Here is an 18,821-nt window from a genome sequence, read left to right on the forward strand (position 1 = left end):
GTAAAAAATCTAAACACATCGATAAAAGTTACTTTCGGAGATAAGCGATTGCTCCAATGATTCACCCAACGACCGGTCGCCCGGGGGATGTTTGCGGCGACCGGTCGGGTACTTCGCAAAGAGACCGCAGGGAGTGAATCAATGGGCAATGTCCAGACCGCCGCCAGCGCACAGGAATTGCTGTGGCGTCAGACGCCGAGTGGCGAATTGGTCGATCTCGGCCGGCCGCATCGTGTGCCGCTGGGGCAGTTGCGTTTGCAGCGTGCGCCCAAGGGCATTCTGAGCCGCCGTGAAACCGTTCTGCTCGGCGTGCTGGCGCTGCTGGTGCACGGTGCGGTGATCTACTGGATCAACCAGCATCCGACGCCGGCGTTGCCGATCGTGCCGCCGGAAATTCCGCCGATGACCATCGAGTTTTCGCGGCCGGCGCCACCCGCGCCACCAGTGGTCGAACCGCCGCCACCGGCACCGGTCGTTGAGCCACCGCCGCCGGTTGAAGACGAGTTGGCGGTGAAGCCTCCGCCACCCAAACCGATTCCCAAACCCAAGCCGAAACCGGTGGCCAAACCGGTGCCGAAACCGGCGCCCAAAGCTGTTGAACAACCGCCCGCGCCGCCGCAACCGGCCGCTCCGGTTGCCGCCCCGGCGCCACCTGCACCACCGGCCCCGGCGCCCGTGACGCCGGCCTCGGCCAACGCCGCGTATTTGAAGAATCCGGCGCCGGAATATCCGTCGCTGGCCCAGCGTCGCGGCTGGGAAGGCACGGTGATGTTAAGGGTGCACGTGTTGGCCAATGGCAAACCGGGCGAGATCCAGATTCAGAAAAGCAGTGGTCGGCAACAGCTCGACGATGCGGCACTCAATGCCGTCAAACAGTGGAGCTTTGTGCCGGCCAAGCAGGGTGATGTCGCCCAGGACGGCTGGGTCAGCGTGCCCATCGATTTCAAGATTCATTAAACCGAAACCTATTCGCGCTAAATGTTTACACGAGGGAATACATCATGACGTTACTGGCCTCTCCACTGGAATCCATCGAAAGCGCGGTGATCTGGCTGCTGGTGGTTTTTTCCGTTGCCACCTGGGGACTGGCGCTGCTCAAGGCTGTGCAGTTCGGTCGTCTGAAGGCGCAGGATCGCAAGTTTCATAAACGCTTCTGGGCGGCCTCGAGTCTGGATTCCGCCGCTGAGTTGAGCGAAACCCAGCCCGGTGCTGCGGCACGAGTCGCTCAGGCCGGGTACGCGGCGATTCAGGTGGGTGAGGCGCCGCAGGCCAATGACCTGAGCCAGGCGATCAACCATCAGGATCGTCTCGAACGTGCCTTGCGCCAGCAGATCGTCCGCGAACGGCGTTCGCTGGAAACCGGTCTGGCGGTGGTCGCGAGTATTGGTAGTACGTCGCCGTTCATTGGTCTGTTCGGCACGGTGTGGGGAATCATGGAGGCGCTCAAAGGCATCAGCGCGGCAGGCTCGGCGAGCCTGGAAACCGTCGCCGGTCCGATCGGCGCGGCACTGGTTGCCACCGGTGTGGGGATTGCCGTCGCGGTGCCGGCGGTGCTGGTTTACAACTACTTTTTGCGGCGTCTGAAACTGACGGCGGCGGATCTGGATGACTTCGCCCACGACTTCTACAGCCTGGCGCAAAAGAGCTCGTTTCGCGTGCTGATCCACCCGACGGCGCACAAGGTCGCAGCACCGGGCAACGCGACAAAAGTGAAGGAGGCGTCCTGATATGGCCTTCTCCACGCAAGACAGCGATGAGGTGCTGAGCGAGATCAACGTGACACCGCTGGTGGACGTGATGCTGGTGCTGCTGGTGGTGTTCATCGTCACCGCGCCGCTGCTGACCAATGCGATCCCGATCAACCTGCCGAAAACCGAAGCGGTGGCGCCGGTCGAGCAGAAAGATCCGCTGGTGGTGAGCATCGACGGCGCCGGCAAACTGTTTATCAACAAGGATGAAATTCAGCCGGACTTGCTGGAATTCAACCTTAAGTCGGCCAAGGCAAAAGACCCGGAAGTGCGCGTGCAATTGCAGGCCGACGACGGGGTGAACTACGGCGAAGTGGCGCGGGCCATGGCTTCGATCGAGCGGGCAGGGATTACCAAATTGTCGGTGATCACCGCGCGGTAACAGGATTTACGTTTTTCCGGGGCCGTCTCCTTGGCAGGGTGCGGCCCTTTTTTTATTCCGCAAAACCAGCCTCACCACCGACCTATTGTGGGAACGGGCTTGCTCGCGAAAGCATCAGCTGCATCGACATCAATGTTGACTGAGACACCGCATTCGCGAGCAAGCCCGCTCCCACAGATGCATCTCTTATATTCTTTTCGGGTCTTAATAAATAGCTTCTTATTCCTTAACGAATATAAATCCCGTCCCTATACTCGATCAGGAACAGACACGACGCAGGAGAGCTCCCCATGCGCAACGAATCAATCCGCTACCTGATTGTGCCGGGCTGGCAAGGATCGCCAGAAGATCATTGGCAAACCCACTGGCAGAACAGTCTGCCCAACAGCGCACGCGTGGAGCAGGCCGACTGGCTGACGCCGCGCCGTGAAGACTGGGTCGCGGCGCTGGCCGAAGCGATTGCTGCCGACAGCACGCCGGTGATCCTGATTGCTCACAGCCTGGGTTGCATCACCGTTGCGCATTGGGCTGCCACCGCGCCCGTGCAATACCTGCGTCAGGTGCGCGGCGCGTTGCTGGTGGCGCCGGCGGATGTCGAGCGTCCGGCCTGCGCGCCTGCACTGCGCAATTTCGCCCCGATCCCCACCGACTTGCTGCCGTTCCCCAGTCAGGTGGTCAGTTCCGACAACGACGCCGCCGTCAGCGCCCCGCGTGCCCTGGAGCTGGCGCGCAATTGGGGCGCCGAAGCGGGAATTCTTGCCGGGGCGGGGCACATCAACGTCAAGTCTGGGCATCAGCGCTGGGAGCAGGGTTTCGCTTATCTGTATCGCCTGCAAAACCGTATGGAACACCACGCCCGGCGTCGCGCTTGAACCTTTTTCTTTTCTGAACGCCCCCGTCTGCCGGCGGTTCTGGGCGGGAGTCTGCCATGAGTTTCGAAACGTTCGGTCAGCCGTTGCTGACCTTTCCCGATGCGGAAAAAAGTCCCCTGAGCATTCGCGCCAAGGCGCTGGTGTTCGTCGATCCCCGCTCCCGCAAGTTGCGCGAAGAGCTGGAACACCTGGCGCCGCGTGCCATCTCGGTGCTTATTCGCGGCGAGACCGGCACCGGTAAAGAGTTGCTCGCCCGTCACATCCACCGAGCCAGTGATCGCAGCGGCCTGTTCGTCTCGGTCAACTGCGGTGCGATCAGCCCGACCTACGCCGATGCCGAACTGTTCGGCTATGCCGCCGGCAGTTACACCGGTTCGGCGAGCAGTCGCGCCGGCTGGTTCGGTTCGGCCAACGGCGGCACTTTGTATCTGGACGAGATTGGCGACTTGCCGCTGCCGATCCAGATCAAACTGCTCGCCGCCCTGGAAAACCACGAAGTCACCCGCGTCGGCGCACATCAGCCAAGCCCGGTGGATGTGCGGCTGGTGGCGGCAACCAGCATTGATCTGGCGCAAGCGGTGGACGCGGGGAAATTTCACGAACGGCTCTATCACTACCTCAGCGAAGGTCAGCTGGAATTGCCGGCCCTGCGCGAACGAATCGGCGACATCCTGTCGCTGGCGGAATATTTCCTCGGCATCTACAGCCAGCGCCTTGATCTGCCGGTGCCGTTGATCAGCGAAGCGGCGCAGCACCTGCTGGAGCGCCACAGTTGGCCGGGCAACACCCGTGAGCTGGAAAACGTCATCCACTTTGCGCTGCTGGTCAGTACCGGCGATGAAATCCTGCCGGAGCACCTGAACCTGCCCGAAGCGTCTGAGCCGCAGCTTCAGATCGAACGACTGGTGGCACAAATCAACATCGGCGGCAGCGTCGACGAACGTAAGGCTTTGAAAGATCTGCTGATTGGTTTGAGCCAGCAGTTGTAGCCGTCAGGTTCTGTATGAACGAAATGGAATATCAAAGTGAATAAACGTTATTGTCCGGGAATAAAAAATCCCGGTATTGTCCGCATCACGCCAGAGATAGCACTTCACTGGCACTCGTATTAATAGCCGTCGCCATTCGCGACCGTGATTCTCGATAAGGACACTGCATGAAAAAGGTTCTGTTGTTTACCGCATTGGCGGCTGCTCTGACTGCTTCCCTGGCCCAGGCCGGCGAGAAACTGGTGGTGGCGGCGACTCCGGTGCCGCACGCGGAAATTCTCGAGCTGATCAAACCGACCCTGGCCAAAGAAGGCGTGGATCTGGAAATCAAGGTCTTCACCGACTACGTGCAGCCGAACGTGCAGGTTGGCGAGAAGCGTCTGGATGCCAACTACTTCCAGACCAAGCCTTACCTGGACAGCTTCAACGCCGGCAAATACAAGGACGACAAGTCCAAGTACCTGGTGACCGTGCAAGGCGTGCACGTTGAACCGTTCGGTGGCTACTCGAGCAAGTACAAGAAACTGGCTGATCTGCCAGACGGCGCGACCATCGCCATCCCGAACGAAGGCAGCAACAGCGGCCGTGCGCTGATCCTGCTGCAGAAGGCTGGCCTGATCGAACTGAAAGATCCGAAAAACGCCTTGGCGACCCCTAAGGACATCGCCAAGAACCCGCACAACTTCAAGTTCAAGGAACTGGAATCGGCCCTTCTGCCACGCGTCCTGAAGGAAGTTGATCTGGACATGATCAACACCAACTACGCGCTGGAAGCCAAGCTGAACCCGACCAAGGATGCGCTGGTGATCGAAGGCGCTGACTCGCCTTACGTGAACTTCCTGGTGGCCCGTGAGGACAACAAGAACAGCGACGCCATCAAGAAACTGGCCGCTGCCCTGACCAGCCCGGAAGTCAAAGCGTTCATCGAGAAGAAGTACAACGGCGCGGTACTGCCGGCGTTCTGATCCGACGCTTGAACCACCCCTTCAAGGTATGAAAACGCCGATGGCCAGTGATGGGCATCGGCGTTTTTGTGCGTGCGTTGAAAAGCCCCTCACCCTAGCCCTCTCCCAAAGGGAGAGGGGACTGATTGGGGGATGCTGTAGAAGTACACCGACGTGAAAGTTTTCTGCCGAATCCATAATCGACTCGATCTTTCAGGTCGATGTTAATCGCCAGACACTGCGGTCGGCCCCCTCTCCCTCGGGGAGAGGGCTGGGGTGAGGGTGCTGTTGATCCTGACCTCAGGTTACCTGAGCCTTCAACGCCCGGCGCAACGCCACGAGCAATTTCACGATGTCCTGCGGATCCAGTCGCTGCGGCACTTTTACGTCCATGTTGTCTTCCTTGTAATGGTTTGGCCGGGGGAGTCTGGCCAAAAGCTGTTCGTCCTTGGAGGGCTTTCATGCAAAAAAGATCCTTCCTACAGCGCAAGGGAAAATAGCCTTCTTATTCCTTCCCGGCAAACCCACAGGATAGTTTTTTGCGTGATATCAATATGCTTTAACGGTATTTAAATTCTTGTTTTTATACCTTTAAAGTCAGCGCCTGCCGGACAGTTACCCGCTGTCCATGGACTGCATGACCGTCGCTTACCGAGCGACGTCCAGGATGCTTCATGACTTTCGATTACGCATTTATCCTCAGTACCCTGCCGGCCTTTCTCAAGGCTGTGGGCGTGACGCTGCAAGTCGGGTTCATCGCCATCGGCACGTCGCTGCTGGTGGCGCTGCTCAATGCAACGATCCTGGTGTTCCGCACACCGTACCTGCAAAAACTGGTGGGCCTTTATGTGGAGTTGGCGCGCAACACGCCGCTGCTGATTCAACTGTTCTTCGTCTACTTCGCCTTGCCGGCCATCGGCATCCAGGTTTCCGGATTCACCGCGGCAATCATCACCATGACGTTTCTCGGTGGCGCCTACCTCACTGAAGTGCTGCGCGCGGGCGTCGACGCGGTGCCGCAGGCGCAACTCGAATCGGGGCGTTCCATCGGCCTGTCCCATGGCCAGTTGCTGCGCTACGTAATCCTGCCGCAAGCGGGGATTCTCAGCTTGCCGTCGCTGTTCGCCAATTTCATTTTCCTGCTCAAGGAAACCACCGTGGTCTCGGCGGTGGCCGTGCCGGAAATCCTCTACACCACCAAGAGCTACATCGCGCTCTATTACAAAACCTACGAAATGCTCGCCGTGCTGACGCTGATCTGCGTGCTGTTGTTCTTGCCGCTGTCGCTGTTGCTCAGTCGTCTGGAAAGGAGGCTCCAGCATGGCCAGTTCGGGTCTTGAACTGCTCTGGGTGTCGTTGCCGCAATTGGCAAAAGGCGCCGGGCAAACCCTGTCGATCTCGTTCCTGAGCATCGCTATCAGCACCGTTGGCGGGGTGCTCTACGGCGTACTGCGCACGCTCAACGTGGCGTGGCTGAACGCGATCCTGCGGATCTATCTGGAACTGTTCCGGGCGATCCCGGTGCTGGTCTGGCTGTACCTGCTGTTTTTTGGTCTGCCGATTTTCTTCGGCCTGAGCCTGCCGAGTTTCTGGTGCGCGGTGCTGGTGCTGTCGCTGTGGGGCGCCAGCGAGGTTGGCGAGGTGGCGCGCGGTGCGTTGCATTCTTTGCCGCGCGGGCAGCGTGAAGCCGGGTTGTCGATCGGTCTCAATGCGGCGCAACTCTATGTCTACGTGCTGCTGCCGCAGGCGCTGAAACGCATGACACCACCGACCATCAACGTCTACACGCGGATCATCAAGACCAGCTCGCTGGCGGTGCTGATTGGCGTGGTCGATGTGATCAAGGTCGGCCAGCAGATCATCGAGCGCACCTACGAATCGGTGCTGATCTACGGCGCACTGTTTCTGTTTTTCTTTTTCATCTGCTACCCGCTGTCGGCCGCCTCGCGCGTGCTGGAGCGGCGCTGGACGCAAGCATGAGCGCATTGATCGAGTTTCAGGGCTTCAACAAATTCTACGGCGAGCAGCAGGTGCTCAAGGGCATCGACCTGCAAGTGCGCAGCGGCGAAGTGATCGTCATCCTCGGCCCCAGCGGTTGTGGCAAAAGCACGTTGCTGCGTTGCCTCAACGGCCTGGAAAGCGCCCATAGCGGCAGCCTGAAATTTGCCGGGCGCGAGCTGCTGGACAAGGCCACCGACTGGCGTGAAGTGCGTCAGCAGATCGGTATGGTGTTCCAGAGTTATCACCTGTTTCCGCACATGAGCGTGCTCGACAATTTGCTGCTCGGCCCGCTCAAGGTGCAAAAGCGCCAGCGCCGTGAAGCGCAGCAGCAAGCCGAAGCCTTGCTCGAACGGGTGGGCCTGGCGGACAAGCGCGACGCCTTCCCGCGCCAGCTCTCCGGCGGCCAGCAGCAACGCATCGCCATCGTCCGCTCGTTGTGCATGAACCCGCGGGTCATGCTCTTCGATGAAGTCACCGCCGCCCTCGATCCGGAGATGGTCAAGGAAGTGCTGCAAGTGATACAGGGCCTGGCCCGCGAGGGCATGACCCTGCTGATCGTCACCCACGAAATGGCCTTCGCCCGCGCGGTGGCCGACCGCATCGTGTTCATGGATGCCGGGCGCATCCTTGAGCAGAACCCGCCCGAGATTTTCTTTACGAACCCGCAAACCGCACGCGCGCAGCAGTTTCTGGAGAAGTTCTCCTTCGTTGCAACACTGCCTGAAACGAATCCGACAAAGGAACTGGAACCGCTATGAAAACTGCCAAGTCATCCCTGTTTTTACTGCCGCTGCTGGGGCTCGCGCTGCTCGCTGGCTGCAACAAATCCGAAGAACCGGCCAAGCCGAAAGTCGCCAGCGAAAGCACCGCGCCGGCCAGCTATCTGGACAAGATCAAGGCCCGCGACAAACTGATCGTCGGCGTATTCACCGACAAGCCACCGTTCGGTTTCGTCGATGAGGCCGGGCGCTACGTCGGCTTCGACACCGACATCGGTCGGCGCTTCGCCAAGGATCTGCTGGGCGACGAGAACAAGGTCGAGTTCGTGGCCGTGGAACCGGCGAGCCGCATTCCGTTCCTGCAGAGCGACAAGGTCGACCTGATCCTCGCCAACATGACCGTGACCCCGGAGCGCAAGGAGGCGGTGGAATTCACCAACCCGAACCTTAAGGTCGCGGTGCAGGCACTGGTACCGCAAGGCAGCTCGGTGAAAAAACTCGATGACCTGGCGACCCGCACCACCATCGTCACCACCGGCACGACTGCAGACATCTGGCTGACCAAGAATCATCCGGACTGGAAACTGCTGAAGTTCGAGAAAAATTCCGAGTCGTTGCAAGCACTGGCCAACGGGCGCGGCGATGCCTACGCGCAGGACAATCTGGTGCTGTTCAGCTGGGCCAAGCAGAACCCGGGCTACCGCGTGCTGGACGAAAAACTCGGCGCAGAAGCACCGATTGCGCCGGCAGTGAAGAAGGGCAACGTCGAGCTGCGTGACTGGGTGAATACCGAACTGGCCAAGTTGGGTGAAGAGAAATACCTGCTCAAGCTGTATGACCAATATGTGCGTAAAGAGCTGAGCGATGACACTAAGCCTGAGAGTGTGATTGTCGAGGGTGGCAAGTGGCAGGGGTGATTGGCCGTTAAATCTGCGCTGACCTGAAGGCCCTCTTCGCGAGCAAGCCCGCTCCCACAGGGGTACGCATTCCAACTGTGGGAGCGAGCTTGCTCGCGAAAGGGCTCGCTCAGGTGCCGCTCAATCCGGCCAGTTCCACGCCGGCTCATCCAGCACCCGCTGGCCAACAATTCCGGTCTGCCCCAGTGTCTTCTCCAGCACGATGCAGTTGCATTCGGGATCTTCCTGCAACGCCGAAATCAACCGTCGCGCATGGGACACCACCCACACCTGACAAGCCTGCGATGCGCGAATGATCAAGCGCGCCAGCGCCGGCAACAGATCCGGATGCAGACTGGTTTCCGGTTCGTTGAGCACCATCAATGACGGCGGGCGTGGCGTCAACAGCGCGGCGATCAGCAGCAGATAACGCAGCGTGCCGTCCGACAACTCTGCCGCCGACAATGGCCGCAGCAACCCCTCCTGAAAGAACTCGATGGCAAAGCGTCCGCCGGCCAGCGGTGCGATGTTCAGCCGTGCGCCGGGAAACGCGTCGCTGATCGCCGCCTGCAACGCCTCGGGGTCGCCGATTTCATTGATGGTCTGCAGGGCTGCGGCGAGGTCGCGACCGTCGTGGTGCAGCACCGGCGTGCGCGTACCCAGTTGCGGTTGGCGCACCGGGGCGTCGGCGTCGCTGCGAAAGTGATCGTAGAAGCGCCAGCGGCGAATGAACTCGCGCATCTGGAACACTTCCGGCGAACTGCGCAGGCTGCCGATCTGATCGAACAGACTGTCGAAATTCGGCGTGTGCTGTGCCAGCACGTCCCAGCTGCGGCCTTCGCGGGCGCGAATCATCGGGCCGTTGCGATCCACCAGCAGGCTGGCCGGACGATAGAGCGGTCCGGCCCAGATGCATTCGCGTTTGATCTGCGGATCGAGACTGAAGCGCGAGGGGCTGGGATGAGTGTCCCCCGGCAGCATGAAATGTCCGTTGGAGTCGGGCAATCCGAGGCTGATCGAATAGCTGAAATCCTCGCCGGCAAACCCCAGGCGCAGACGTTTGACGCCCTGACGCACCGTCGGCTCGACCGCCACTTCGCCGTTGCGCATGCGCCGGCTGATGGTTTCCGGGCCGGCCCAGAACGTCGAATCCAGCCCGCCCTCGCGGGCCAGTGCATTGACCACGCCGCCCTGGGCGGTCTCCGCCAGCAGGCGCAAGGCCCGATAGAGATTGGACTTGCCGCTGCCGTTGGGGCCGGTGATCAGGTTCAGCCGGCCCAGCGGAATCACCAGTTTGTTGATCGAGCGGTAATTGGCCACCGCGAGGGTCTTGAGCATGAAAATCCTTCTCTTGAGGCGACCATTGTAGGAGCTGCCGAAGGCTGCGATCTTTTGATCTTGCTTTTGTAAAGTCAAAAGATCGCAGCCTGCGGCAGCTCCTACAGGGGAAATATGGAGATCACGCAGGCGAACGTTGAACCCTGTTCTAAGCTCACAGTCGTATCGTCACTTGCACGTTCGTACACAGGAAGGAGTCTGCATGGCGAGTCCCGGATTGAAAACAGTTGTCGTGCTGAGCCTGCTCACGTTGCTGACCGCTTGCGGCAAGAAAGAAGCCCCGGCGGAGTACCTGCCACGGGTCTTTGTGCAAGAGGTCAAACCGGCGGACTATGCCGCTGCCGTGACTCTCACCGGTGACGTGCAGGCGCGGGTGCAGACCGAACTGTCGTTCCGGGTCGGTGGCAAGATCATTCAGCGCATGGTCGATGTCGGCGACCGGGTCAGCGCCAAACAGGTACTGGCCAAGCTCGATCCCAAGGATTTGCAGACCAACGTCGATTCCGCGCAAGCCCAGGTCATCGCCGAACAGGCGCGGGTCAAGCAGAGTGCGGCGGCGTTCGTGCGTCAGCAGAAGCTGCTGCCCAAGGGCTACACCAGCCAGAGCGAATTCGATTCCGCACAAGCCGCCTTGCGCAGCAGCCAGAGCGCCCTGAGCGCGGCGCAGGCGCAACTGGCCAATGCCAAGGATCAACTCAGTTACACCTCGCTGATCGCTGACGCCCCCGGCATCATCACTGAGCGCCAGGCTGAAGTCGGCCAGGTGGTCCAGGCCACCGCGCCGATTTTCAAACTGGCCCGCGATGGCGATCGTGACGCGGTGTTCAACGTTTATGAGTCGTTGCTGGCTGAGCGCCCGGCGGAGCGTTCGATTGTCGTCAGCCTGCTCGACAACCCCGCGATCAAGACCACCGGCACGGTGCGTGAAATCACCCCGGCGGTGTCGGCGCAGTCCGGCACGGTGCAAGTCAAGGTCACCCTCGACAGCCTGCCGCAGGGCATGCAGCTCGGCTCGGTGGTCAGCGCCACGGCCAAGGGCAGCGGCAAGTCGGCGGTGGAATTGCCGTGGTCGGCGCTGACCAAAAACATCAGCGATCCGGCGGTGTGGATGGTTGACGACAAGGGCGAAGCGCAGCTGCACAACGTCACCGTCAGCCGCTACCTGATCGGCAAGGTCATCATCAGCGACGGCCTCAAGGGCGGTGAGAAAGTGATTGTCGCGGGTGGGCAACTGCTGCACCCGGGCATGAAAGTCGAAATCGCCGAAAACACCTACGAAGGTCTGCAACCGGGAGCGCAGCCATGAAGCGTCTGGGGCTGTTGTCCATTGGTGTGCTGCTGGCCGCCTGCTCGAAAAGCGAGCCACCGCCGGAGCCGGTTCGGCCGGTATTGTCGATCAAGGTACAGGCGCTGAACGAGGAAACCCTCGGGCGTTTCGCCGGCAGCATTCAGGCGCGTTACGAGAGCAACACCGGGTTCCGCGTCGGCGGGCGCATTGCCAGTCGCAACGTCGATGTCGGCGCCGAGGTGCAAAAGGGTACGCTGCTGGCGACCCTCGACCCGTCCGATCAGCAGAACCAGTTGCGTTCGGCCCAAGGCGACCTGGCCAAGGTCCAGGCGCAACTGATCAACGCCCAGGCCAATGCCCGTCGGCAGCAGGCGCTGTTCGATCGCGGGGTTGGCGCGCAGGCGCAACTGGACATCGCCACCACCGACCTGAAAACCACTCAGGCCTCGCTCGATCAGGCGCGGGCGGCGGTCAACCAGAGCCAGGATCAACTCGCTTACACCGAATTGCGCGCCGACCACAAAGCTGTGGTCACCGCGTGGAATGCCGAGGCCGGTCAAGTGGTGACAGCAGGTCAGCAAGTGGTGACCCTGGCGCAACCGGACATCAAGGAAGCGGTGATCGATCTGCCGGACACACTGGTCGATGAAATTCCTTCCGACGTGGTGTTTCTGGTGGCCGGGCAACTCGACCCGAGCATCAACACCACCGCAATTATTCGCGAAATCGAACCGCAGGCCCAAAGCGCCACGCGCACCCGCCGCGCGCGGCTGACCCTGGCCAACACGCCGGACGGTTTCCGCCTCGGCACGGCGATCAGCGTGACCCTCAGTTCAGCGATCAAGCCGCGCATCGAATTACCTGCCACCGCCCTGCAGGAAGCCGACGGCAAGACCCGCATCTGGGTGATCGACACCCAAAGCAAAACCGTCGCGCCCCGTGACGTCAGCGTGATCAGCCGCACCGACGGCACGGTGGTGCTGGCCGGCGGGGTCAAGTCCGGCGAGCAGGTGGTCACCGCAGGCGTTAACAGTCTCAAACCCGGACAAGCCGTGAAACTCGACGAGGACAGTCAATGAAAGGCTCTTTCAATCTCTCCGAATGGGCCCTCAAGCATCAGTCGTTTGTCTGGTACCTGATGTTCGTCGCGCTGCTGATGGGGGTGTTTTCGTATTTCAATCTGGGCCGCGAAGAAGACCCCTCGTTTACCATCAAGACCATGGTCATCCAGACCAAATGGCCGGGTGCGACCCAGGAGGAAACCCTCAAACAGGTTACCGACCGCATCGAGAAAAAACTCGAGGAGCTCGACTCCCTCGACTACGTGAAAAGCTACACGCGCCCCGGCGAATCGACGGTTTACGTGTACCTGCGCGACACCACCAGCGCCAAGGACATCCCGGAAATCTGGTACCAGGTGCGCAAGAAGATCGATGACATTCGCGGCCAGTTTCCCCAGGGCATTCAAGGCCCCGGGTTCAACGACGAGTTTGGCGATGTGTACGGCTCGGTCTACGCGTTTACCGCCGACGGCCTGACCATGCGCCAGTTGCGCGACTATGTGGAGCAGGCCCGCGCCGAGATTCGCAACGTCCCGGGGCTGGGCAAGATCGAAATGATCGGCCAGCAGGACGAAGTGATTTACCTGAACTTCTCCACCCGCAAGCTCGCCGCGCTGGGCATCGACCAGCGTCAGGTGGTGCAGAGCCTGCAATCGCAGAACGCCGTGACCCCGGCGGGGGTGATCGAGGCCGGCCCGGAGCGCATTTCGGTGCGCACCTCGGGGCAGTTCGCTTCGGAGAAGGATCTGGCCGAGGTCAATCTCAAGCTCAATGACCGCTTCTATCGTCTGGCCGATGTCGCCGACATCAGTCGCGGTTACGTCGACCCGGCCACGCCGGAATTCCGTTTCGACGGCAAGCCGGCAATCGGTCTGGCGATTGCCATGCAGAAGGGCGGTAACGTCCAGGAATTCGGCAAGGCGCTGCACCAGCGGATCGACCAGATCACCGCTGATTTGCCGGTTGGCGTCGGCGTCCATACGGTGTCCGATCAGGCCGTGGTGGTGGAAGAGGCGGTCGGCGGTTTCACCAGTGCGCTGTTCGAAGCGGTGGTGATCGTGCTGGTGGTCAGCTTCATCAGCCTCGGCGTGCGCGCCGGGCTGGTGGTGGCGTGCTCGATTCCGCTGGTGCTGGCGATGGTCTTCGTGTTCATGGAATACAGCGGCATCACCATGCAGCGGATTTCCCTCGGTGCGCTGATCATCGCCCTCGGCCTGCTGGTGGACGACGCGATGATCACTGTGGAGATGATGGTTACACGCCTGGAAATGGGTGAGACCAAGGAACAGGCGGCGACGTTCGCCTACACCTCGACGGCGTTCCCGATGCTTACCGGTACGCTGGTGACTGTCGCCGGTTTCGTGCCCATCGGCCTCAACGCCAGCTCCGCCGGCGAGTACACCTTCACCCTGTTTGCGGTGATCGCGGTGGCGATGCTGGTGTCGTGGGTGGTGGCGGTATTCTTTGCGCCGGTGATCGGCGTGCACATCCTCAGCACCAACGTGAAGCCCCATGAAGCCGAGCCGGGCCGCATCGGTCGGGCGTTCAACGGTGGTTTGCTGTGGTGCATGCGCAATCGTTGGTGGGCGATCGGCATCACCGTGCTGCTGTTTGTGCTGGCGGTGTTCTGCATGCGCTTTGTGCAGAATCAGTTCTTCCCTTCGTCGGATCGCCCGGAAATTCTCGTCGACCTGAACCTGCCGCAAAACGCCTCGATCGACGAAACCCGCAAGGCCGTGGACAAGCTCGAAGCCACGCTCAAGGGCGATCCGGACATCGTGCGCTGGAGCACCTACATCGGTCAGGGTGCGATCCGTTTCTACCTGCCGCTCGACCAGCAATTGCAGAACCCGTACTACGCGCAACTGGTGATCGTCAGCAAGGATTTCGAGGCCCGTGAGGCGCTGAGCCAACGCCTGCGCGAGCGTTTGCACAAAGACTTCGTCGGCATCGGCAGTTACGTGCAGGCGCTGGAAATGGGCCCGCCGGTGGGACGTCCGATTCAGTATCGGGTCAGCGGCAAGGACATCGATCAGGTGCGCAAGCACGCCATCGATCTGGCGACCGAGCTGGACAAGAACGAACACATCGGCGAGATCATTTACGACTGGAACGAGCCGGGCAAAGTCCTGCGCATCGACATCGCCCAGGACAAGGCGCGTCAGCTCGGGCTGTCCTCGGAAGATGTGGCGAAGTTGATGAACAGCATCGTCAGCGGCTCGCCGTTGACCCAGGTCAACGACGACATTTACCTGATCAACGTGGTCGGCCGGGCGGTGAACTCGGAACGCGGCACGCCGGAAACCCTGCAGAACCTGCAGATCGTCACACCCAACGGCACGTCGATTCCGCTGCTGGCCTTCGCCACCGTGCGGTATGAGCTTGAGCAGCCGCTGGTGTGGCGTCGCGACCGTTTGCCGACCATCACCATCAAGGCTTCGGTGCGTGACGAGATCCAGCCGACCGACCTGGTGAAACTGCTCAAGCCGTCGATCGATGCCTTCGCTGAAAAACTGCCGGTCGGCTACAAAGTCGCCACCGGCGGTACGGTCGAGGAAAGCGGCAAGGCCCAGGGACCGATCGCCAAGGTGCTGCCGTTGATGCTGTTTTTGATGGCGACCTTCCTGATGATCCAGCTGCACAGCGTGCAGAAGATGTTCCTGGTGGCGAGTGTCGCGCCGCTGGGGCTGATCGGCGTGGTGCTGGCGCTGGTGCCCACCGGTACGCCGATGGGCTTCGTGGCGATTCTCGGGATTCTGGCGCTGATCGGCATCATCATCCGCAACTCGGTGATTCTGGTGACGCAGATCGATGAGTTCGAGCGCAACGGCTCTGCGCCATGGGATGCGGTGGTGGAAGCGACTGAGCACCGCCGCCGACCAATCCTGCTGACCGCGGCGGCGGCGAGCATGGGCATGATTCCGATTGCCCGGGAAGTGTTCTGGGGGCCGATGGCTTACGCGATGATTGGCGGGATCGTGGTGGCGACGTTGCTGACCCTGCTGTTTTTGCCGGCGCTGTATGTGGCCTGGTACAAGATTCGCGAACCGCAGAAAGAGACCCGCTAAAAGCGAGTGCTGCGCACTCTATTCGCGAGCAAGCCCGCTCCCACAGGAGGTACGCATTCCAACTGTGGGAGCGGGCTTGCTCGCGAAGGCGTCAGAACTGACTACGCAGATTTACGCCAGACACTGGCCAGCCAAGGCTGCTGCTCGCGCGGCAATCCCGCCGGCCGGTAGTAATGCTCCAGCTCGACAAACCCCGCTGCCGTCAGCAACCCGCGCCACGCCTCCAGGTCGTGATATGAGCCATAACGCGGCCCGTTCCAGCCCTCACGGTTATCCCCGCGAGGATTGGAACTGAACAACACCCCGCCCGGTTTCAGCGTGCCATGCAACTGCTTGAGCACTCTCGGCAATTCCTGCAACGGCACATGAAACAGCACTGCATTGGCGAAGATCCCGTCGAAGCGCTCGGCTGGCAGATCGAGTTTCAGAAAGTCCTGGCACCACACCTCGCAGCCACTGTCTTCGCGGGCCATCTGCGCAAATTTTTCCGCGCCGTCGAGGCCGACCGCGACATGGCCCAGGCGGGTGAACGTCTGCAAGTCGCGGCCCGGGCCGCAGCCGAAATCGAGAATCGTGAACGGCGCAGTGCCGTGGATATGCCGTAGCAGCGCGTCGATGTTCTGACTGACATCGTGGTCGCGGGTGCCTTCGCGGAAGTCTTCGGCCACCGAGTTGTAGTGGCCGAGGGTGGTGGCGGTGATCTGTTCCAGATCGGAGGGCGTTTGCTTCATGGTCGAGGGCTGCGCGGGCAATGAGGATTTGCCGAATATACGCCATCAGGTCTGGGGCTGCTGCGCAGCCATTCGCGAGCAGGCTCGCTCCCACAGGGGAACGCATTCCAAATGTGGGAGCGAGACTGCTCGCGAAAGCGGTTTCAAAAGCGTCGAATGAGCCCTGCTGAAATCAGCGCTTGTTCAGGCCCCGTGCCAGACGATCTCCACCCAACTGAATCACCGCCACCAACGCCACCAGCAACACAATCACTGTCAACATGATCTGGCTGTCGAAACGCTGATAACCATAGCGGTAAGCGATATCGCCCAAACCGCCGGCACCAATCGCCCCGGCCATGGCTGACGAGTTGATCATGGTCACCAGCGTAATCGTGAACCCGCCGACGATCCCCGGCAGCGCTTCAGGCAACAGCACATGCCAGACGATATGCCAGCGCCGGCAGCCCATGGCTTGCGCCGCCTCGATCAAGCCGTGATCGACCTCACGCAGACTCACTTCGGCAATCCGCGCAAAGAACGGCGTCGCGGCGATGGTCAGCGGCACCACCGCCGCCCACACACCGTACGTGGTGCCGACTATCAGCCGGGTGAACGGAATCAGCGCGACCATCAGGATCAGAAACGGGATCGAGCGGAACAGATTCACGAACGCGCCCAGCGCCCGGTTGAGCAGCGGCGCCTGATAGATGCCGCCCTTGTCGCTGGTGACCAGAATCACCGCCATCGGGATCCCCACCAGCAACGCGATCAGCGACGACACGCCGACCATCAGGAAGGTGTCGATGAAACCCTGGAGCAAACGATCAAACCACATAACCCGATACCTCCACTCGTTGCGCCCACTGCCCGGCGCGCTCACGCAATTGTTCGGCGCTCAGGGCCGAGCCGCTGACCGCCAGCAACAGTTGTCCTAGCGCGTGGCCCTGAATCCGCTCAACGCCGCCCTGCAGCAACTTCACGCGTCCACCGAGGGCGGCGAACAGCGCCGCCAGATCCGGCTCGTCGCTGGCACTGCCGGTGAACTGTAAACGCAGCACCACCGCCGCCTCGGAGGAGGGCGGCTGGGCATGCAGGCGATTCTGCAGTTCTTCCGGCAAGGCGTGTTGCAGCGGCGCGAGCAAGGTCTGGCTGACCTCGTGCTGCGGATTGCCGAACACTTCCCAGACCGGCCCCTGCTCGACGATCCGCCCGTGTTCCAGGACCACCACGCGGTCGCAGATTTCGCGGATCACCGCCATTTCGTGAGTGATCAGCACAATGGTCAGGCCCAGGCGCTGATTGATCTCGCGCAGCAGGCCGAGGATCGACTGAGTGGTCTCGGGATCGAGCGCCGAAGTGGCTTCGTCGCACAGCAGAATGTCCGGGTCATGCACCAATGCGCGGGCGATGCCGACACGCTGTTTCTGCCCACCGGAGAGCTGCGCCGGATAGGCCTTGTGCTTGGCTTGCAGGCCGACCAGTTCGAGCAGTTCACGCACCTTCTGTTCGCGTTGCGCCTTCGGTACGCCCGCGACTTTCAGCGGCAGTTCGACGTTCTGCCACACGGTCTTGGCCGACATCAGGTTGAAGTGCTGGAAGATCATCCCGATGCGCCGGCGCAGGGCGACCAGACGGTCTTCGTCGAACTCGCCGATGTCGATCTGATCAATCAACACCCGCCCCGCAGTCGGTTGTTCCAGACGATTGATCGTGCGGATCAGCGACGACTTGCCGGCGCCGCTGCGCCCGATGATGCCGAACACCTCGCCGCGCTGGATCGCCAGATCGATGCCTTGCAGGGCCGCCACCGGGCCTTGTCGACCTTCGTAGGTTTTACCCAGGCCGATAAAGCGCACATGGGCGCGATTCAGCTCGGGATGCAGTTCGGTTTTTTCAGCATTTTCTGGCTCTGGAATCTCCAGTCGCCGTTGGATCGCGGCCGTCATGCTCAGCTTTCCCAACCGGCCTGATACAGCTTGCCGTGAGCCTTATCCAGCGCAGCGCGAACGGCCGGCGAGTGCTGGTAGATGTCGACGAATTTGATCAGGCGCGGGTCGTCTTTGCTCTTCGGCTGGATGACGAACTGGATCACGTATTCCTTGTGGTCGAGACCGTCGAACAGCAGCGCCGAGCCGGCATCGAAGGTTTTCGCCAGACGGATGTAGGCCGGGTAGCCCTGGACCAGATCGGCGTCATCGTAGGCGCGCACCAGTTGGACGGCTTCGACTTGCAGAATCTTGATCTTCTTCGGGTTGGCGACGATGTCGTCTTCGGTGGCCTTGTAGCCTACCCCCGGTTTCAGAGTGATCAGGCCAGCCTTGGCCAGCAGTTGCAGACCGCGACCGCTGTTGATCGGGTCGTTGGCGATGGCCACGCTGGCGCCTTCAGGCAACTCGTCAAAGCTTTTGTATTTTTTCGAATAGAGGCCGACGTTGTTGATGATCCCCGGAGCGAACGGCACCAGGTCAAAACCAGAGGCGGCCTTGGCGTTTTCGAGGAACGGGATGTGCTGGAAGTAGTTCACGTCGATGTCACCGGCGGCGAGGCTGACGTTCGGTGCGATCCAGTCGGTGAACTCCACCAGCTCGACTTTCAGGCCTTGTTTGGAGGCCTCTTCGACGGCGGTTTCCAGCGGAATGGCGAAGGCGGCGGTGGTGCCGATTTTCAATGGAACGTCGGCGGCGAACACCGCTGAGCTGAACAGGCCGAAGGCCAGGGCCAGTGCTTTGACTGGGTGGGACAGAAGTTTCTGGGTCATGGTGATTTTTCCAGTCAGTGCAAAAGTTTGTGGTGTCTGGTCGG

Annotated in this window: 18 protein-coding genes; 13 read left to right on the forward strand and 5 right to left on the reverse strand. The window is 61.1% G+C overall.

Annotated elements, in window-relative coordinates; genetic code table 11:
• The first annotated feature begins 141 nt into the window (after window positions 1-141).
• The 10 genes from H043_RS0106460 to H043_RS0106510 all read left to right on the forward strand — a co-directional run bounded on the left by H043_RS0106460 (window position 142) and on the right by H043_RS0106510 (window position 8,572).
• Window positions 142-957, forward strand: coding sequence for an energy transducer TonB (locus tag H043_RS0106460; RefSeq protein ID WP_027611169.1), 816 nt, complete (start codon window positions 142-144; stop codon window positions 955-957).
• A gap of 44 nt (window positions 958-1,001) precedes the next feature.
• A complete protein-coding gene (locus H043_RS0106465; protein WP_027611170.1) occupies window positions 1,002-1,727 on the forward strand; it encodes a MotA/TolQ/ExbB proton channel family protein in 726 nt (241 codons plus the stop codon).
• 1 nt (window position 1,728) lies between these two features.
• Window positions 1,729-2,130 carry a biopolymer transporter ExbD gene (locus H043_RS0106470; RefSeq protein WP_003220570.1) on the forward strand — a complete coding sequence of 134 codons (402 nt, stop codon included), beginning with the start codon at window positions 1,729-1,731 and terminating at the stop codon, window positions 2,128-2,130.
• Between the two features lie 290 nt (window positions 2,131-2,420).
• Window positions 2,421-3,002, forward strand: coding sequence for an alpha/beta hydrolase (locus tag H043_RS0106475; protein WP_003220572.1), 582 nt, complete (start codon window positions 2,421-2,423; stop codon window positions 3,000-3,002).
• A 56-nt stretch (window positions 3,003-3,058) separates the two neighbouring features.
• Complete coding sequence (locus H043_RS0106480; protein WP_027611171.1) at window positions 3,059-3,991, forward strand: sigma 54-interacting transcriptional regulator; 933 nt, start codon at window positions 3,059-3,061, stop codon at window positions 3,989-3,991.
• A gap of 167 nt (window positions 3,992-4,158) precedes the next feature.
• Complete coding sequence (locus H043_RS0106485; protein ID WP_027611172.1) at window positions 4,159-4,956, forward strand: MetQ/NlpA family ABC transporter substrate-binding protein; 798 nt, start codon at window positions 4,159-4,161, stop codon at window positions 4,954-4,956.
• 653 nt (window positions 4,957-5,609) lie between these two features.
• A complete protein-coding gene (locus H043_RS0106495; RefSeq protein ID WP_027611173.1) occupies window positions 5,610-6,275 on the forward strand; it encodes an amino acid ABC transporter permease in 666 nt (221 codons plus the stop codon).
• Window positions 6,256-6,915 carry an amino acid ABC transporter permease gene (locus tag H043_RS0106500; protein WP_027611174.1) on the forward strand — a complete coding sequence of 220 codons (660 nt, stop codon included), beginning with the start codon at window positions 6,256-6,258 and terminating at the stop codon, window positions 6,913-6,915. The genes H043_RS0106495 and H043_RS0106500 overlap by 20 nt, the downstream gene beginning before the upstream one ends.
• Entirely contained in the window at window positions 6,912-7,694 is a 783-nt protein-coding gene (locus H043_RS0106505) for an amino acid ABC transporter ATP-binding protein (RefSeq protein WP_027611175.1), read from the forward strand. Before H043_RS0106500 ends, H043_RS0106505 begins: the two co-directional genes overlap by 4 nt.
• Entirely contained in the window at window positions 7,691-8,572 is an 882-nt protein-coding gene (locus H043_RS0106510) for a transporter substrate-binding domain-containing protein (protein WP_027611176.1), read from the forward strand. The genes H043_RS0106505 and H043_RS0106510 overlap by 4 nt, the downstream gene beginning before the upstream one ends.
• 120 nt (window positions 8,573-8,692) lie before the next feature.
• Here H043_RS0106510 and H043_RS0106515 read toward each other — a convergent pair whose 3' ends face one another.
• Window positions 8,693-9,889: an AAA family ATPase gene (locus H043_RS0106515; protein ID WP_027611177.1), complete on the reverse strand. Its 1,197-nt coding sequence runs from the start codon at window positions 9,887-9,889 to the stop codon at window positions 8,693-8,695.
• Between the two features lie 202 nt (window positions 9,890-10,091).
• Here H043_RS0106515 and H043_RS0106520 point away from each other — a divergent pair, with 202 nt between their 5' ends.
• From H043_RS0106520 to H043_RS0106530, 3 genes are read left to right on the forward strand one after another with little or no spacing between them, the layout of a single operon-like run.
• The gene (locus tag H043_RS0106520; RefSeq protein WP_027611178.1) at window positions 10,092-11,195 is read left to right on the forward strand and encodes an efflux RND transporter periplasmic adaptor subunit; all 1,104 of its coding nucleotides are present in this window, start codon (window positions 10,092-10,094) and stop codon (window positions 11,193-11,195) included.
• Window positions 11,192-12,256, forward strand: coding sequence for an efflux RND transporter periplasmic adaptor subunit (locus tag H043_RS0106525; protein ID WP_027611179.1), 1,065 nt, complete (start codon window positions 11,192-11,194; stop codon window positions 12,254-12,256). Before H043_RS0106520 ends, H043_RS0106525 begins: the two co-directional genes overlap by 4 nt.
• Complete coding sequence (locus tag H043_RS0106530; protein ID WP_027611180.1) at window positions 12,253-15,306, forward strand: efflux RND transporter permease subunit; 3,054 nt, start codon at window positions 12,253-12,255, stop codon at window positions 15,304-15,306. The genes H043_RS0106525 and H043_RS0106530 overlap by 4 nt, the downstream gene beginning before the upstream one ends.
• A gap of 101 nt (window positions 15,307-15,407) precedes the next feature.
• On the opposite strand, the gene H043_RS0106535 is transcribed toward H043_RS0106530, so the two are convergent.
• The 4 genes from H043_RS0106535 to H043_RS0106550 form a co-directional block, all read right to left on the reverse strand.
• Window positions 15,408-16,037 (reverse strand): bifunctional 2-polyprenyl-6-hydroxyphenol methylase/3-demethylubiquinol 3-O-methyltransferase UbiG, encoded by a 630-nt coding sequence (locus tag H043_RS0106535; RefSeq protein WP_027611181.1) that lies wholly within the window; start codon window positions 16,035-16,037, stop codon window positions 15,408-15,410.
• Between the two features lie 172 nt (window positions 16,038-16,209).
• Window positions 16,210-16,854, reverse strand: coding sequence for a methionine ABC transporter permease (locus H043_RS0106540; RefSeq protein WP_027611182.1), 645 nt, complete (start codon window positions 16,852-16,854; stop codon window positions 16,210-16,212).
• Window positions 16,844-17,965: a methionine ABC transporter ATP-binding protein gene (locus H043_RS0106545; protein WP_027611183.1), complete on the reverse strand. Its 1,122-nt coding sequence runs from the start codon at window positions 17,963-17,965 to the stop codon at window positions 16,844-16,846. Before H043_RS0106545 ends, H043_RS0106540 begins: the two co-directional genes overlap by 11 nt.
• Before the next feature lie 2 nt (window positions 17,966-17,967).
• A complete protein-coding gene (locus H043_RS0106550) occupies window positions 17,968-18,777 on the reverse strand; it encodes a MetQ/NlpA family ABC transporter substrate-binding protein (RefSeq protein ID WP_027611184.1) in 810 nt (269 codons plus the stop codon).
• Between the last annotated feature and the right edge of the window lie 44 nt (window positions 18,778-18,821).

This window comes from Pseudomonas sp. URIL14HWK12:I6 (genome assembly GCF_000514195.1).
GTDB lineage: Bacteria > Pseudomonadota > Gammaproteobacteria > Pseudomonadales > Pseudomonadaceae > Aquipseudomonas > Aquipseudomonas putida_A.